Annotated in this window: 13 protein-coding genes; 6 read left to right on the forward strand and 7 right to left on the reverse strand. The window is 63.9% G+C overall.

From position 1 onward, the window contains the following. The first annotated feature begins 86 nt into the window (after positions 1–86). The 3 genes from nosP (at position 87) to AC26AR_RS02420 (ending at position 4254) form a co-directional block, all read left to right on the forward strand. Entirely contained in the window at positions 87–1277 is a 1191-nt protein-coding gene (gene nosP, locus AC26AR_RS02410; protein ID WP_077379395.1) for a nitric oxide-sensing protein NosP, read from the forward strand. Next, positions 1267–2727, forward strand: coding sequence for a hybrid sensor histidine kinase/response regulator (locus AC26AR_RS02415; RefSeq protein WP_488107499.1), 1461 nt, complete (start codon positions 1267–1269; stop codon positions 2725–2727). The genes nosP and AC26AR_RS02415 overlap by 11 nt, the downstream gene beginning before the upstream one ends. A 210-nt stretch (positions 2728–2937) precedes the next feature. Then, positions 2938–4254, forward strand: coding sequence for an Nramp family divalent metal transporter (locus tag AC26AR_RS02420; RefSeq protein ID WP_240704271.1), 1317 nt, complete (start codon positions 2938–2940; stop codon positions 4252–4254). Positions 4255–4304: 50 nt separating this feature from the next. Here the strand turns inward: AC26AR_RS02420 and AC26AR_RS02425 are convergent, their stop codons facing one another. Then, the gene (locus tag AC26AR_RS02425; protein ID WP_488107500.1) at positions 4305–5105 is read right to left on the reverse strand and encodes a response regulator; all 801 of its coding nucleotides are present in this window, start codon (positions 5103–5105) and stop codon (positions 4305–4307) included. 439 nt (positions 5106–5544) lie between these two features. Between AC26AR_RS02425 and exaC the strand changes: the two genes are divergently transcribed. Beyond that, positions 5545–7065 (forward strand): acetaldehyde dehydrogenase ExaC, encoded by a 1521-nt coding sequence (gene exaC, locus AC26AR_RS02430; protein WP_084209318.1) that lies wholly within the window; start codon positions 5545–5547, stop codon positions 7063–7065. Positions 7066–7335: 270 nt separating this feature from the next. Beyond that, positions 7336–8364, forward strand: a complete 1029-nt coding sequence (gene adhP / locus AC26AR_RS02435) for an alcohol dehydrogenase AdhP (protein ID WP_169477233.1) — start codon at positions 7336–7338, stop codon at positions 8362–8364. A 197-nt stretch (positions 8365–8561) separates the two neighbouring features. Here the strand turns inward: adhP and AC26AR_RS02440 are convergent, their stop codons facing one another. The 4 genes from AC26AR_RS02440 to AC26AR_RS02455 form a co-directional block, all read right to left on the reverse strand. After that, positions 8562–9053, reverse strand: a complete 492-nt coding sequence (locus AC26AR_RS02440; protein ID WP_084209317.1) for a pyridoxamine 5'-phosphate oxidase family protein — start codon at positions 9051–9053, stop codon at positions 8562–8564. A 206-nt stretch (positions 9054–9259) separates the two neighbouring features. Beyond that, the gene (locus AC26AR_RS02445; protein ID WP_271302418.1) at positions 9260–9751 is read right to left on the reverse strand and encodes a CreA family protein; all 492 of its coding nucleotides are present in this window, start codon (positions 9749–9751) and stop codon (positions 9260–9262) included. Positions 9752–9824: 73 nt separating this feature from the next. Beyond that, positions 9825–10166 carry a DOPA 4,5-dioxygenase family protein gene (locus AC26AR_RS02450; protein ID WP_191236578.1) on the reverse strand — a complete coding sequence of 114 codons (342 nt, stop codon included), beginning with the start codon at positions 10164–10166 and terminating at the stop codon, positions 9825–9827. 100 nt (positions 10167–10266) lie between these two features. After that, entirely contained in the window at positions 10267–11037 is a 771-nt protein-coding gene (locus AC26AR_RS02455) for a sulfite exporter TauE/SafE family protein (protein WP_254696411.1), read from the reverse strand. 310 nt (positions 11038–11347) lie between these two features. Here AC26AR_RS02455 and AC26AR_RS02460 point away from each other — a divergent pair, with 310 nt between their 5' ends. After that, positions 11348–12373, forward strand: coding sequence for a succinylglutamate desuccinylase/aspartoacylase family protein (locus AC26AR_RS02460; protein WP_077379197.1), 1026 nt, complete (start codon positions 11348–11350; stop codon positions 12371–12373). A 144-nt stretch (positions 12374–12517) separates the two neighbouring features. Here the strand turns inward: AC26AR_RS02460 and AC26AR_RS02465 are convergent, their stop codons facing one another. Then, entirely contained in the window at positions 12518–13915 is a 1398-nt protein-coding gene (locus tag AC26AR_RS02465; protein WP_077379199.1) for a peptide MFS transporter, read from the reverse strand. 500 nt (positions 13916–14415) lie between these two features. Continuing rightward, positions 14416–15423 carry a tRNA dihydrouridine(20/20a) synthase DusA gene (gene dusA, locus AC26AR_RS02470; protein WP_176503032.1) on the reverse strand — a complete coding sequence of 336 codons (1008 nt, stop codon included), beginning with the start codon at positions 15421–15423 and terminating at the stop codon, positions 14416–14418. Positions 15424–15677: the final 254 nt, after the last annotated feature.

Raw genomic sequence — 15677 nt, forward strand, 5'->3', positions numbered from 1 at the left:
GTCAGGCCCCGCTGCGCTCGACAGGAGGAGGGGACATGACGGATGTCAGCAGTCGCGTGAAGGGAAGGCCGCTGCCACAGAGCGAGATGATTGCCGTACCGCTGGCCACGGCGGCCAGCCAGCTCAAGGACCCGCAGGCGGCGGTGGCCGAGCTGGCCCGAAAGCTTGATGACTCGCTCGGTGGCCGCCAGCGGCTCGGCGGGGTGCTGTTCTTCTGCTCGGCGGATTACCCCCTCCCGGCACTGGGTCAGGCGCTGGCCGATGCCTTCGGTGAGGTAGCGGTGAGTGGCTGCACCACCGCCGGCGAGATCACGCCCGAGGGCTATGCGCGCGGCTCCATCACCGCCATCGGCCTGGCGCGCAGCGACTTCGCGTTGGCGCAGGTGTTGATCGATGATCTGAGCGGCTTCGACCTTCCGCGTGCCCAGACGTTGAGTGATGAGCTGCTGGCGCGCTGTCGCGAGCAGGCCGTGGCGCCGGTGATGGGCAACAGCTTCGCGCTGACGCTGCTCGATGGCCTCTCGAGCAGTGAGGAGCAGGTACTGGCGACGCTGGATGCGGCGCTGGGCAGCATTCCCGCCTTCGGTGGCTCCGCCGGGGACGACAACCGGTTGGCGCATACCTATGTCTACGCCGATGGGGTCTTCCATGATCAGGCGGCGGTCGTGGTAGTGATCAATACGCGGCTGCCGTTCGAGGTCATCAGTACTCACCATCTTACGCCGCTGGCGGACAAGCTGGTGGTGACGGCGGTGGACCGCGATTCACGCCGCGTGCTGGAGCTGAATGCCGAGCCCGCCGCCGAGGAGTATGCGCGGCTGGCCGGTGTCGCGCCCGAGGCGCTGGAGGAGGCGGTCTTCGCGCGCTGCCCGCTGGCGGTGCGCATCGGTGAGGCGCATTACGTACGCTCCATCCAGCGCGTGAATGCCGATGCCAGCCTGAGCTTCTACTGCGCGGTGGAGACCGGCATCGTGCTCACTGCCATGCAGGCCACGCCGATTCTCGCGCAGCTCGAGCAGCGGCTGGCCGAGGTGGAGGCGCGCCTGGGGCCGCCCGCGCTGACCATCGGCTGTGACTGCTTCCTGCGGCGCATGGAGATCGAGGCGCTGGGGCTGGAGGCAGAGGCTTCGCGTCTGCTCAGGCATCACCGGGTGATCGGCTTCAATACCTACGGTGAGCAGCATCACGGCATGCACATCAACCAGACCTTCACCGGCGTGGTGATCGGCCAGCGCCGTCTCGCGGCCGATGGCACGGGAGGACAGGATGGCGCCTGATACGCCGCTGACAGATTCCCGAAAGGACGGCCTGAGCGCTGAACTCGCCGCCCTCAAGGCGCGCAATCGCCAGCTGGAGAAGATCAACGCCGCCCTGATCGAGCGGGTCGAATCCAGCAGCCCTTCACCGAGCGCGCCCTACGCCGCCTTCGAGCACGCCGTCCTGCTGGCGGATCAGGTGCGCGAGCGTACCGACACCCTGCACCGCACCCTCGATGAACTGGGGGCACTCAATCGACGCCTGACCGCCGCCAAGGCCGCCGCCGAGGCGGCCAATCACTCCAAGACCCGCTTTCTCGCCGCCATCAGCCATGATCTGCTGCAACCCCTGAATGCCGCGCGATTGTTCGCAAGCGCCCTGGAAGAGCAGCTGGCGAGGCTGGCACTTGATGACCCCACGCCGGGCGACGCTTCGCCGCGCGACGCTTCGCCGAGCGACGCTTCGCCGGGCGAGCTGGTGGCGCGGCTGGGGCGCTCGCTGGCCGATGTCGAGAGCCTGCTGGGCACCCTGGTGGACATCTCGCGGCTGGATGCCGGCGTGCTGACGGCCGATGTCGCCACCTTCCCGGTGCGTGAGCTGCTGGATGTGCTCGCCGAGGAATATCGTCAACTGGGCGCTGCCCGTGGGCTGGAGCTGCACTACGTGGCCAGCCACCTGAGCGTCGAGTCAGATCTGCAGCTACTGGCGCGCGTGATACGCAATTTCCTGAGCAATGCGCTGCGCCATGTCCCGGATGGCTCGACGCGAGGACGCGTGCTGCTGGGGTGTCGCCGGCGCGGTGACTGGCTGGAGATCACCGTGGCCGACAACGGCCCCGGCATCGCCGAGCATCAGCGCGAGGTGGTCTTCCAGGAATTCCGGCGTCTCGCACCGCGCCAGGACAACGAGCAGCGCGGCCTGGGGCTGGGACTGGCGATCGTCAAGCGCATCACCGGCCTGCTGGAGCACCCCCTGTCGTTGGCCAGCACGCCGGGGCGAGGTGCCGCCTTCGCGGTGCGCGTGCCGATTCGACAGCCTGCCAGTGTGGTGGGCCCGGCGGCTGACGCGCCTTCTCCCGGTCAGCCTTGCGCGTCACGGCTCGCGCAGCCGCTGCTCGATACCGTTATCTGGGTGGTCGAGGATGATCGGGAGGTATGTGCCGGCATGCAGTCATTGCTCGAGGGCTGGGGCGCGAGTGTCCACTGCGCCGATACCGCCGAGGTGCTGTTGCAGCAGGCGCTGGCCGCGCCGCAGGTCTTGATCGTCGACCATCAGCTGGGTGACGGGCAGCCCGATGGTCTGGCGCAGGCACAACGCCTGCGCAAGCGTTGGCCAGACTTGCCGGTGGTGGTGATCAGCGCGGACCACTCGGCGCCGCTCAAGGCCAGGGCACGCGCGCTTGGCTTCGGGTTCCTGCTCAAGCCGGTCAAGCCGCTGCGCCTGCGCCAGCTGTTGGTCAACCATCGCTGAGTTCCTGTCGCTGAGCTCTCGGCATTCGGAAACAAGGGAATCGGGGCATTGGGGCAATGTGCAGAATTGAAGGAGGCTATCAGGCATCGCGGTAAATTTTAATGAGAATTGATCGTATTTAGCATGTATCCTCGTGTCATGACATCCCGCACACCCTTTCTCTGTTCGCGGGCCATTGATCTGGCAGGTTTCCCCCCCATGCTGAATATCATGTCCGATAAATCCGTACGTCATGCCGCCAGCATGTCGCTGGGCAGTGAAGGTGAAGCCTCTGCTGCCGGCGGTGTGCGCACTGCATCCCCTCTGTCCCTTGCGGGACGCCTGCGTCGCGCGCTGCCGTTTCTCGGCCCGGCGATGATCGCCGCCGTCGCCTACATCGACCCCGGCAACTTCGCGACCAACATCGAGGCCGGCTCCCGCTATGGCTATACCCTGCTGTGGGTGGTGCTGTGGGCCAACCTGATGGCGATGTTGATCCAGACCCTGTCCGCCCGGCTGGGGCTGGCCACCGGCAAGAATCTGGCGGAAGTCATCCGTGAACGCTTCCCGCGCCCGGTGGTCTGGGCCTTCTGGGTGCAGGCGGAGATCGTGGCCATCGCCACCGATCTGGCCGAGTTTCTCGGCGCGGCGCTGGCCTTCAATCTGCTCTTCGGGCTCAGCATGCTGGAAGGGGCGCTGTTGACCGGTGCCATCACCTACGCGGTGCTGGTGATGCAGCGCTACGGCTTCCGCATGATGGAGATGATCATCGGGGCGATGATCCTGGCGGTGTCGGCGGGATTCCTGCTCGAGATCATCCTCAGTCGTCCGCCGGTGGAGCCGATCATCTACGGCCTGCTGACACCAGGTTTCCCGGATAGCCATGCCATCTTCCTAGCGGCCGGTATCCTGGGTGCCACCGTGATGCCCCACGTCATCTACCTGCATTCCGCGCTGTCCCAGAATCGCATCCGGGTGCGTGACAGCGGTCAGCGCCGTCGCGTGATGGGCTACTACCGTCTCGATGTGATCATCGGCATGGCGCTGGCGGGGCTGATCAACATGGCGATGCTGGTGCTGGCCGCCAAGGTCTTCCATGGCAATGGCGAGACCGGCGTGGCTTCCATCACCGAGAGCTACAAGCTGCTGTCGCCGCTGATGGGCCAGAATGCCGCGAGCCTGATCTTCGGCTTCACGCTGCTGCTGGCGGGGCTGTCCTCGTCCATCGTCGGCACCCTGTCCGGGCAGGTGGTGATGCAGGGCTTCGTCAACTTCCGCATTCCGCTGTGGCTGCGCCGGGTGATCACCATGGCACCGGCCATCGCCATCATCCTGATGGGGCTGCCGGAGCAGCAGGTGCTGGTCGCAAGCCAGGTGGTACTCAGCTTCGGGATTCCCTTCGCGCTGGTGCCGCTGCTGATGTTCACCGCCAATCGCCGCCTGATGGGGGACCTGGTCAATCGTCACTGGGTGACGGCCATCGGCATGCTGGTCGCCTTGATCATCATCCTGCTCAATGGCTATGTGCTGGTCGGGGAGCTGATGTAGGGCGAGTCACTCTGTCCCGACACCTGATGGGCAACGCCCCGGTTCGCGCCTCATTCGTGAGCGTTGGACCGGGGCGTTTCGCGTCGTGGGGCGGCAGAGGTCTCACTCGGGCCTGACACGGCAGGCAGGGCGTGGCTGGCCAGCAGGATCGCCTGTACCCGGCTGGCGACCCCCAGCTTGTGCAGGATGGCGGAGACATGCGACTTGATGGTGGTCTCCGCCACGCCCAGCTGCCAGGCGATCATCTTGTTGGACTCGCCCAGCACCATGCGCTCCAGCACGCCGCGCTGCTTGGTGGTGAGGGTCTGCCAGCGCCGCGCGAATTCAGCATCGCTGAGGCTCGGCGCCAGTTGGGGCGCTGGCGGTGGCACTGGTGCCGATGATGCTGGTGCCGATGATGCAGATGATGCTGAGAGCGGCGCTGGACGCGGCGCAGCGCGCATCAACTGGGCAGGCACGTAGACCTCCCCGGCCAGCATGCGTGCGAGGGCATCGCGCAGGGTCTGCGCCGAACTCGACTTGGACAGATACCCCACCGCACCGAGCGCCAATGCCTCGAGTACCGTCTCGCGCGCCTCGTGGGCGGAGAGAATCGCCACCGGCAGCCAGTCTGCCTCCTCGCGCAGGCGCGCCAGGCCTTCCAGGCCGTGGCTGTCGGGCAGGTCGAGATCCAGCAGCAGCAGGTCGAGGCTGTCAGCATGATGAGCGATCACGCTGAGCGCTTCCTCGAGACTGGCGGCCTGCAGCAGCTCGTATTCTGGCGTAGAGCCGTCAGCGACGGCCAGATTCAGGGTACGGCTGATGGCATCACGGAACAGCGGATGGTCATCCGCGATCAGCAGACGGTACATGAAGGCTCCTGGCCGGTCGTTGGCGGGCGATGTTCTGGTCATGACGTTCCAGGCCATGGCTTTCCTGATCATGACCTTGCTGACAATAGCTACCCTGAGCATAACGTCATGGCGTGGTGTCGTGCCTTGCGGCCTTCGCGGTATGGCCTGTCTTTCCTTTCCTCATCTGTCTGCCTTTCCCATCTTTCTTGCCTGCCGGGTCTCTCCCTTTTCTCCTCCCAAGGGATGAGACGGTTTCCGCCCATGGGCGCATGTCGCGGATGCCACAAGTGAACAAGACTGTGAGGGTCGCCTGATCAAGCAGTTCTTGATGCAGTCATTGATGCAGTCGTTGACGGTCAGGCGAGGGACAGGAGCGCCATCTCCTGTCCACGTGACTTACAACAACAGGTCGTCGATCACGAGCGCCACTCGTGAATCCGACCCACAGGAGTTCGCCATGATCTACGCCTCCCCGGGCAGCGCCGACGCGCTGGTCACGTTCAAGGACACCTACGGCAATTACATCGGCGGGCGTTTCGTCGAGCCGGTCAAGGGGGAATATTTCGACAATGTCAGTCCGGTGACGGGTGAGGTGTTCTGCCGTATCCCGCGCTCGAGTGCGGAAGACATCGATCTCGCGCTGGACGCCGCCCACAAGGCAGCCCCCGCCTGGGGCAAGACCTCGGTGCAGGAGCGCTCCAACATCCTGCTCAGGATCGCGGATCGCATCGAGCAGAATCTCGAGATGCTGGCGGTCGCCGAGACCTGGGACAACGGCAAGGCGGTGCGCGAGACGCTGAACGCCGATATCCCGCTGGCGGCGGATCACTTCCGCTACTTCGCCGGTTGCCTGCGCTCCCAGGAAGGCACCGCGGCGGACATCGATGCCAATACCGTCTCCTATCACTTCCACGAGCCGCTGGGGGTGGTGGGACAGATCATCCCGTGGAACTTCCCGATCCTGATGGCGGCCTGGAAGCTCGGCCCGGCGCTGGCGGCGGGCAACTGCGTGGTGCTCAAGCCGGCGGAACAGACCCCGGCCTCGATCCTGGTGCTGGCGGAACTGATCAATGACCTGCTGCCGGCAGGGGTGCTCAACATCGTCAACGGCTATGGCGCCGAGGCCGGGCAGGCACTGGCGACCAGCAAGCGCATCGCCAAGATCGCCTTCACCGGTTCCACCCCCGTGGGCTCGCACATCCTCAAGTGCGCCGCGGAGACCATCATTCCCTCCACGGTGGAGCTGGGCGGCAAGTCCCCCAACATCTACTTCGCCGACATCATGAATGCCGAGCCCGAGTTCATCGACAAGGCTGCCGAAGGGCTGGTGCTGGCGTTCTTCAATCAGGGCGAGGTGTGCACCTGCCCGTCACGCGCTCTGATCCAGGAAAGCATCTACGACGACTTCATGGCCCGTGTGATGGAGCGCGTGAAGACCATCAAGCGCGGCAATCCGCTGGATACCGACGTGCAGGTCGGCGCCCAGGCCTCCCGCGAGCAGTTCGACAAGATCATGTCCTACATGGATATCGCCCGTGAGGAGGGTGCCGAGGTGCTCACCGGCGGCAGCAGCGAGCAGCTGGAGAACGAGCTGGCCAACGGCTATTACATCCAGCCGACCCTGCTGAAGGGCCACAACGCGATGCGTGTCTTCCAGGAGGAGATCTTCGGGCCGGTGGTGGCCGTCACCACCTTCCGTGACGAGGCTGAGGCGCTGGCCATCGCCAATGACACCGAATTCGGTCTCGGCGCCGGTGTCTGGAGTCGCGACATGAACGTCGCCTTCCGCATGGGGCGCGGTATCCAGGCCGGTCGCGTGTGGACCAACTGCTATCACCAGTATCCCGCCCATGCCGCCTTCGGTGGCTACAAGAAATCCGGTGTCGGTCGCGAGACCCACAAGATGGCACTGGAACACTACCAGCAGACCAAGAACCTGCTGGTCAGCTACGACATCAATCCACTCGGCTTCTTCTAGGCCTGACCGTCAGCGCCACCAAGGCTAGTGGCGCTGAATCCACCTCCCGCGATGCCTCCTCGAGGAATTCCTCTCGATGCCCGCGCCAGATCCGACTTGCTTGATCTGGCGCAGGGCAGGGAGCACCGCGTCTGGTTTCAATGAAGAGGCAGGTCCGGGGCGTGCGCGAACACTGGCCCTCGCTCACGACCGGACGGGATCGCACTCTCCGCCTGATCTCTGGCTCGCCTTTCCAAGGTTCGTCTTTCGACAATGAATGAGGAGTCCATCATGGATAACAGCATGAAAGCCGCCGTGGTACGTGAATTCGGTGCACCGCTGGTGATCGAGGAAGTCGCGGTACCGCGACCGGGGCGTGGCGAGATTCTGGTCGAGGTCGCCGCCTCCGGGGTCTGTCATACCGACCTGCACGCCGCGCATGGCGACTGGCCGGTGAAGCCCAACCCACCGTTCATCCCGGGACATGAGGGAGTGGGGACCATCGCGGCGGTGGGCGAGGGTGTGACCCACGTCAAGGAAGGCGACCGGGTCGGGGTGCCCTGGCTCTACTCGGCCTGTGGCCATTGCGAGCACTGTCTGGGCGGTTGGGAGACGCTGTGCGAGAGCCAGCAGAACACCGGCTATTCGGTGAATGGCGGCTTTGCCCAGTACACGCTGGCGGATGCCGGCTACGTGGGGCGTCTGCCGGACAGCGTGGGCTTCGTGGAGATCGCGCCGGTACTGTGTGCCGGGGTCACGGTCTACAAGGGGCTCAAGATGACCGACACTCGTCCCGGTCAGTGGGTGGTGATCTCGGGGATCGGCGGGTTGGGTCACATGGCGGTGCAGTACGCCCGCGCCATGGGCCTGAACGTGGCGGCGGTAGATGTCGATGATGCCAAGCTGGATCTGGCCCGCCGTCTGGGGGCCACCGTGACCGTCAATGCCATGAAGGAAGATCCGGCAGCCGTCATCAAGCGCGAGATCGGCGGCGCGCACGGCGCACTGGTGACGGCGGTGTCGCCCAAGGCCTTCGATCAGGCCCAGAACATGCTGCGCCGTGGCGGTACCCTGGTGCTCAACGGCCTGCCGCCGGGTGACTTCCCGCTGCCGATCTTCTCCACGGTGCTCAACGGCATCACGGTGCGTGGCTCCATCGTCGGCACGCGTCAGGACCTGCAGGAGGCGCTGGACTTCGCCGCGGAAGGCAAGGTCGCGGCCACCGTTCAGACCGGCAGGCTCGAGGACATCAATGACATCTTCGGGCGCATGATCGACGGCAAGATCGAGGGGCGCATCGTGCTCGACATGAAGTCTTGAGGCGTTCACTGTCCTGAACTTGAACTCTCTCCATCGACGACAGGTCTGCTGGATTCGGCAGGATTCGGCAGGTGGCAGGAGACCAGACACGACAACGCCAGCCCTCGGGCTGGCGTTGTCGTGTCTGGCATGGCCGTGTGCGTCAACTCTCACGCGGTCACTTCAAGGAGCTCTCCATGACGAGTTCGGGCTTCTGCTCATACCGTGCCGAATTTCTCGTTCTCGCCCATGTCCGGGGTGTGGTCCTTGTCGAGGTTGGCGCGCGCAATCTCATAGAGTTGATACGCCTTGCTCTCCTTGGCCTTCCAGTGCTCACCGGATTGCACCTTGACCTCCAGCAGAGTGACATCGGGGTCATCCTTGCCTTCCGGGAACCAGGCGGCCACGAACGGATTCCAGAACTTGTCGATCAGGCCCTGATCGCGGTGCAGATTGGCATGACCGCTCAGCGACACATAGACGCCATCATCCTGATCGGAAAAGCTCAGGCAGACCTCGCTGTCCTTCTTTGCTTCAAACACCTTCTCGGCACTGGCTCGCGTGAAGAACCACAGGGTGCCGTCGTAGTCATCCTGCACCAGATGCATCGGGCGGGCATGTGGCATGCCGTCACCCTGCGTCACCAACATGCCGACCTTCACATCCTTGATCAGCTTCCAGATCTTCTGCTTGTGCTCCGGGCTCGACATCGTGTGTCACTCCTTTGCCTCATGCGAATGAAAATCCGGCTGGCTAGCCGTTGAACAAGACCTTGGAGCGACACCCCATAACTTCAAGGGATGATGGTGAAGCTTTCACTTGATGAGTCAGCACTTTATGAATAAAAGCTTGATAAATCAGAGCTTGATGAATCAGAGCTTGATCAATCGGGGCTTGATTCAGGCGCCCGGGCGGCTCACTGCGCTGCCGGTGCCTGCCAGGCCTCGCTGCCCCATAGCGGCACGCTGCTCAGCGCATGCTTGAAGCTGCCGCTGGTTTCCTTGGTGCTGTAGGCGATGTAGAGCAGGCTCTGTGAGTCACGGTCCAGAATACGCCGGATCTTGAGGCTCTTGAGCAGCACGCTCTTGGACTTGCGATAGACCTCCTCGCCACTCTTGGAGGTGTCGATGTCGGCGAGCATCGCCGGGGTGATCGGGCCGGTCTGGCGGCAGGCGATGCTCATGTCGGAGGGGTCGGAGAAATCGAGATTCGCCTCGATGTTGCTCAGGTGACAGGTCACGCCCGGCACCTTGGGGTCGATCAGGCTCTCGATCTTGATGTCCTTGGTGGTGAACAGGCCCAGCGAGACATCCCCGACCTCATTGTCGTCACAGCCGACCAGCAGCAGGCCAGAGGCGATCACGCCCAGCAGGGCGGCACGAGGGGATAGGCGGCGCAGTCGAGTCATGGGGTCATCCTTGAGTCAGTGGGTAAGGCGAAGTCGGCAAGGCGATGATAGCGTGTCGGGCGACGTCCGAGCCTCACTCATCGCCGAAGACGTGCAGATTCAGCGGGTGGGAGCTGCCCAGCCACATCACGCCCTGGGTGTGATCGAAGAGATCATCACCGGTGCCGGCATGCACGAAGATGTCCAGCGTGCCGCGATTGAGCGCCAGCCACGGGATGATGCGCCCGAAGTCTTCGGGAGCGAAGGACAGCTGACAGCTCCACAGCGGGTGCGGGCCTACCGGTTGCTCATGGAAGCGACCGACGCGCAGCGGGAAGTGCTGCTCGGCCTGGGCCGCCAGCTCGTGAGCGGCGGCCAGACTCTGCTCATCGGTGTAGTAGAGATGTGCGTGGTAGTAGTGGATCTGCGGTGTCATGGCGTTGCCCCGGTCATTCTCGAATGTCTGTCTGAAAGCGTGGCCCAGAAGGTCATGCTGGCTGGCGGCAGAGGTCGCCAGGCGTGATGGCGCGCGGACATCAGCCCCAGGCCTTGTAGATCAGCTGTACGCCGACCAGTGCCATCGCGAGGATGATCAGGCGGAAGAACAGCCTCTCGTTGACGCGGGATTGCAGCCACAGGCCGCTCCTGACACCTGCCCAGGCCACCGGCACCAGCAGCAGCGAGGTGGACAGACTGGTGAGGTTGACCTCGCCCAGCGCCACGTAGGGGCCCAGCTTCATCAGATTCATGCCTGCGAAGATGATCACCGTGGTGGCGATGAAGGTCTCCTTGGGATGCTGACGCGGAATCATGTACAGGTTGTAGGGCGGGGCGCCGGCGTGGGCGAAGAAACTGGTGAAGCCGGCCGTGGCACCGGCAGGAATGGCCAGCCAGCGCGGCAGCGGATTCCTCGCGGTGGGCTTGAACAGCATGTAGGCGGCGAACAGCAGCGAGATGACGCCCAGCAAGCCACGAATCATGTTCTCGTTCAGCTCATCGAACAGCACCACGCCCACCGCGATGCCGATGGCGGCGCTGGGCAGGATGATGCGCACCTCCGACCACAGCTGCTTGCCCCACCAGGCGCGAGCGCTGAGAAAGTCCATCACGATCAACAGCGGCAGCAGGATGCCGGCCGCTTCCAGCGGACCGATGGCGAGCGCCATCAGCGGCACGGAAAGCGAGCCGAACCCGCCGGCGAAGCCGCCCTTGGAGATGCCGGTCAGGTAGGTCGAGAAGACGATCACGCTCCAGGCCAGGGCGGAGTAATCGGGCAGGGTCAGCAGAGAGTCGAGAAGATCGGTCACGGGCAGCTCTTGTCAGTGGCAGTCAGGACGAGGCCGAGGCGTGTCATTCTCGCCATGTCGCTCCCGTCATATCGTGCTCGCCATGTCGTGGTCAGGTGTCGTCACGCCGTCGGCGTCATGCCATTGTTGAACAATTCCGTCCGGTCTTCATCCCGACACGCTGCAATGAAGTCTTTCCCTTGACGCACCAATGCGCTAAAAGGCGCATGTCGCACAGTGTTTTCTTTCGAGACACTGGGCGAGCAGCCTGATCTGGCAGGAGCTGTCACGACGCCTGTCGCTCGTTGGTCGAACAATCTCTGAGGTGGCGATGTCACGCGCTCCATTTGAAATCAGCGGTACCCGCATCGCGCCGGGAACGCGGGCCCAGGTCGATGTGCCTGTCGCCAAGCTCTACACCCACGCGCCGTTGCATATCCCCGTCGAGGTGGTGCATGGCCGTCAGCCCGGCCCGGTGCTGCTGGTGTGTGGTGCCATCCATGGCGACGAGATCAACGGTGTCGAGATCGTGCGTCGCCTGCTCAAGAGTTCCAGCCTCGCGCGGCTGCGCGGCACCTTGATCGCGGTGCCCATCGTCAACGTCTTCGGCTTCGTGCAGCACACGCGCTACCTGCCGGACCGCCGTGACCTCAACCGCTGCTTCCCGGGCAGCGAGAGCGGTTCGCTGGGCTCGCGGGTGGCGGCGCTGTTCCGTGAGCAGATCGCCGATCAGGCCACCCACATCATCGACCTGCACACCGGCGCGATCCACCGCACCAACCTGCCGCAGATTCGCGCCACCATGAGCGGCAGCGACGCCACGCGCCAGATGGCGGATGCCTTCGGTGCACCGGTACTGCTGAACGCCGAGCTGCGTGAAGGCAGCCTGCGCGCCTATGCCAGTGGCCGTGGCGTGCCGGTCATCACCTATGAGGCCGGCGAGGCGCTGCGCTTCGATGAGTGGGCGATTCGTCCGGGTGTCAGCGGCGTGAAGCGCGTGATGCGCTCCATCGGCATGCTGGCCAAGGACCGCGACCGCAAGCCCAGCTCCCGCGCGGTGGAGATGTCCAACGGCTCCAGCTGGGCGCGCGCCTCCATCGATGGCATCGTCCAGAGCCGCGTGGGTCTGGGCGACCGCGTCGAGAAGCATCAGGTGCTGGGCATCGTCGCCGACCCCTTCGGCAACAGCGAAAGCGAGGTGCTGTCGCCCGCGGATGGCATCATCATCGGCATGGCCAATCTGCCGCTGGCCAACGAGGGCGAGGCGCTGTATCACGTGGCGCGCTTCCATGCGATCGACGATGCCGAGAGCGCCGTCGACAACTTCCAGCAGCTGTTCGTGCCGGACTCCATCTAGGCGGTTTGTTTCACTTCAGGCCACTTAATGGCCCTGTTGCTGGCAGTGACAACGCAAACGCCCCGCTCAATGAGCGGGGCGTTTGCGTTGTTGCAGCAGCCTGTCGTGTCGTCGTCGGCAGTGAAGATGACGACGACTGCGAGATCAGCCGTGGCTGGTCTGGGTCTCGAGCGGGCCGTCATGACGCGCTTCCGCGCCGTGCATCCAGTCGACCAGCTTGCCGGCGAACACCAGCAACAGCAGGCCGCCGAGCACGCCCGTGATGGCGATGCCACCGAACACGCTCATGGCGCCAGCTTCGCCGACCAGCGAGCCGATCATCCCGGCCAGGTAGTTGGCCAGTGCCACGAAGGCGAACCAGGCGCCCATCATCAGCGCGCCCATGCGAACCGGCGACAGCTTGGTGACCATCGACAGGCCCACCGGCGACAGGCACAGCTCGCCCAGGGTGTGGAAGAAGAAGGCACCGACCAGCCACATCATCGAGGCGCTGCCCGCGGCTTTCTGTTCCAGCACCGCGCCGATCATGCACACGAAGCCGATGCCGAGGGCGATCAGGCCGAAGGCGAACTTGACCGGCGAGCTGGGCTCGCGATCATTCATGCGTGTCCACAGTCCCGCCAGCAGTGGCGAGAGCAGGATGATGAACAGCGGGTTGAGCGACTGGAACCAGGCCGCCGGGACTTCAAAGCCCATCAGCATGCGGTCGGTGTAGTCCTGCGCGTACAGTGCCATCAGGCCGCCGCCCTGCTCGAAACCGGCCCAGAACAGGATGGTGAACAGACCCAGCACCAGGATGACCTTGATGCGATCGCGCTCCTCGCGGCTCAGCGGTGTCCTGGTGGTGCTCCTCTTGCTCAGGCGTGCCTCGCGTCTGGCGCTGGGCTCCACGCCGAGCTCGCCCAGATGGCGAGGCGCGAAGATCAGCTGGATGGCGACCGCCAGCAGCATGCCGATACCCGCCACCAGGAAGCCGGCGTTCCAGCCATAGCCTTCCGCCATGGAGCCCGCGACGATACCCGACAGCAGCGCACCGAGGTTGATGCCCATGTAGAAGATGGTGAAGGCACCATCACGACGGTGATCGCCCTGTGGATAGAGATCGCCGACCATCGTCGAGATGTTGGGCTTGAACAGGCCGTTGCCGACGATCAGCAGGCCGAGACCGACGTACAGCAGCATCTCGGCATCCAGACCACTCATGTCCGGTGGCACGGCCAGCACGAACTGGCCGGCCGCCATGATCAGACCCCCGATCAGAATCGCGCGGCGTGCGCCCAGCCAGTTGTCCGCCAGTGCGCCGCCGAACATCGGCGTGATGTATACCAGCCCCGTGAAGATGCCATACAGCTGCAGGGCATCGCCCTGATTCCAGCCCAGCCCGCCGCTGGTGACGGCATCGGTGAGATAGAGCACCAGCAGGGCGCGCATGGCGTAGTAGGAGAAGCGTTCCCACAGTTCCGTGGAGAACAGCAGATAGAGTCCGGCCGGGTGCCCGAACAGCTCACGGCTGTTGGCTCCGGAGGGGGAGGATGTGGACATGGAACCTCGAAGGATGTGTCAGCATGAGCAGCGCAGTCCGTGATGGGGGACTGCATGGACCGGTCCACAGGTCTGTGGGGGAAGCCGGTGACGGAGCCGTTGTATGGCCGTCAACACGTCAGCACGACGTGACGATGACGTGACCTGTTGTTGTCCGCATGGTCAGTCATTCTGCGCGAGACGCCCTTGTCAGACAATCAAACGAAAGTCATGTATGTCATTGGTATTAAAGGAGTTATCAGCTTATACAGCGACGCAGGGTTGCGTGTTTCGGCATCTGTGAATGTTCTGTCATCGCGCCTTTCGCGATAGGGGCTGCCGGTCGCTGGCTCGACGGCTCGACGGATCGACGGATCGACGGATCGACGGATCGACGGATCGTTTGGGACGTAGAGAACATGGGAATGCCAGAACGACGACACCCGGCACATGGGCCGGGTGTCAGTGGACGGTCTTCTGGAAATGCTGCGTTCCTGAGGAAAGGGGCAGAGGCTGCCGGATCAGGCCTGTTCGACCTGTGTCTCGGGCCGGTGCTCCGGCACGCGCGCCATGGCGTCATCGATCACCTCGATGCCCGCGCCCGGCTTGTGGGCGTTCTCGGAGACATGGCGGCGGAACTGGCGGCCGCCCGGCTGTCCCTGGAACAGCCCCAGCAGATGGCGGCTGATGTGATTGAGGCGCACGCCCTCGGCGAGACGCTTCTCGATGTAGGGGCGGAAGGCACGCAGCGCATCGTGGCGGCTGGTGTGCGGATTCTCAGCCTCGCCGTACAGCTCGCTGTCCACCGTCGCCAGCAACCAGGGGTTGTGGTACGCCTCACGGCCGACCATCACGCTGTCGACATGCTCCAGCTGCGCGTGCAGCTCATCCATCTGCTTGAGGCCGCCGTTGATGCCGATATGCAAGGACGGGTGCGCCTGCTTGAGACGGTGCACGCGGCCGTAGTTCAGCGGCGGCACATCGCGGTTCTCCTTCGGCGACAGGCCCTGCAGCCACGCCTTGCGCGCATGCACGCTGAAGGTCTCGCAGCCGGCGTCGGCCACGGTGGTGATGAAGCGCTCGAGATCGGCGTCCTCATCCTGATCATCGATCCCGATGCGGCACTTCACCGTCACCGGAATCTTCACCTGCGCCTGCATCGCCGCCACGCATTTGGCCACCAGCTCCGGATGGCCCATCAGGCAGGCACCGATCATGTTGTTCTGCACGCGATCGCTCGGGCAGCCGACATTCAGGTTCACCTCGTCATAGCCCCAGCTCTCGGCGATCGCCGCACACTCGGCCAGCGCCTGCGGGTCACTGCCGCCCAGCTGCAACGCCAGCGGATGTTCCGTCTCGTCGTGGCCGAGGAAGCGCTCGCGGTCCGGATTGAACAGCAATGCCCCGGTGGTCACCATCTCCGTGTACAGCAGCGTACGACGGCTCAACACGCGCGCGAAGGCGCGGTAGTCACGGGTCGTCCATTCCATCATCGGCGCAACGGAAAAGGTGCGGTCAATCGGTGTCATCGGCATGGCAGTCATATCGGCTGGTGTGGGAGCAGAGCTAATGGTAACGGAGGGGCATCCATTCTAGCAGTTTACAGGCTATGATGCTGCATATGATCTCATGTTATTCGTTACCTTGTGTGAGTTATAATTTTTATAAGTAATTATGTTTGGTAGTGTATTCTCAATATAAGGATGTATTGAATGAGTACTGGATACAGAGAGAGTACTTTGGACAAGTCACTGAGGAAATGGTTCTGCGGTGATTTAACGCG

It is taken from the genome of Cobetia sp. PS-4MA (assembly GCF_057670765.1).

What these genes read in the sequence shown, in the direction of transcription:
- nosP (WP_077379395.1), top strand. Translation starts at nt 87, where the DNA reads ATGATTGCCGTACCGCTGGCCACGGCGGCCAGCCAGCTCAAGGACCCG.
- AC26AR_RS02415 (WP_488107499.1), top strand. Translation starts at nt 1,267, where the DNA reads ATGGCGCCTGATACGCCGCTGACAGATTCCCGAAAGGACGGCCTGAGC.
- AC26AR_RS02420 (WP_240704271.1), top strand. Translation starts at nt 2,938, where the DNA reads ATGTCCGATAAATCCGTACGTCATGCCGCCAGCATGTCGCTGGGCAGT.
- AC26AR_RS02425 (WP_488107500.1), bottom strand. Translation starts at nt 5,105, where the DNA reads ATGTACCGTCTGCTGATCGCGGATGACCATCCGCTGTTCCGTGATGCC.
- exaC (WP_084209318.1), top strand. Translation starts at nt 5,545, where the DNA reads ATGATCTACGCCTCCCCGGGCAGCGCCGACGCGCTGGTCACGTTCAAG.
- adhP (WP_169477233.1), top strand. Translation starts at nt 7,336, where the DNA reads ATGGATAACAGCATGAAAGCCGCCGTGGTACGTGAATTCGGTGCACCG.
- AC26AR_RS02440 (WP_084209317.1), bottom strand. Translation starts at nt 9,053, where the DNA reads ATGTCGAGCCCGGAGCACAAGCAGAAGATCTGGAAGCTGATCAAGGAT.
- AC26AR_RS02445 (WP_271302418.1), bottom strand. Translation starts at nt 9,751, where the DNA reads ATGACTCGACTGCGCCGCCTATCCCCTCGTGCCGCCCTGCTGGGCGTG.
- AC26AR_RS02450 (WP_191236578.1), bottom strand. Translation starts at nt 10,166, where the DNA reads ATGACACCGCAGATCCACTACTACCACGCACATCTCTACTACACCGAT.
- AC26AR_RS02460 (WP_077379197.1), top strand. Translation starts at nt 11,348, where the DNA reads ATGTCACGCGCTCCATTTGAAATCAGCGGTACCCGCATCGCGCCGGGA.
- AC26AR_RS02465 (WP_077379199.1), bottom strand. Translation starts at nt 13,915, where the DNA reads ATGTCCACATCCTCCCCCTCCGGAGCCAACAGCCGTGAGCTGTTCGGG.
- dusA (WP_176503032.1), bottom strand. Translation starts at nt 15,423, where the DNA reads ATGACACCGATTGACCGCACCTTTTCCGTTGCGCCGATGATGGAATGG.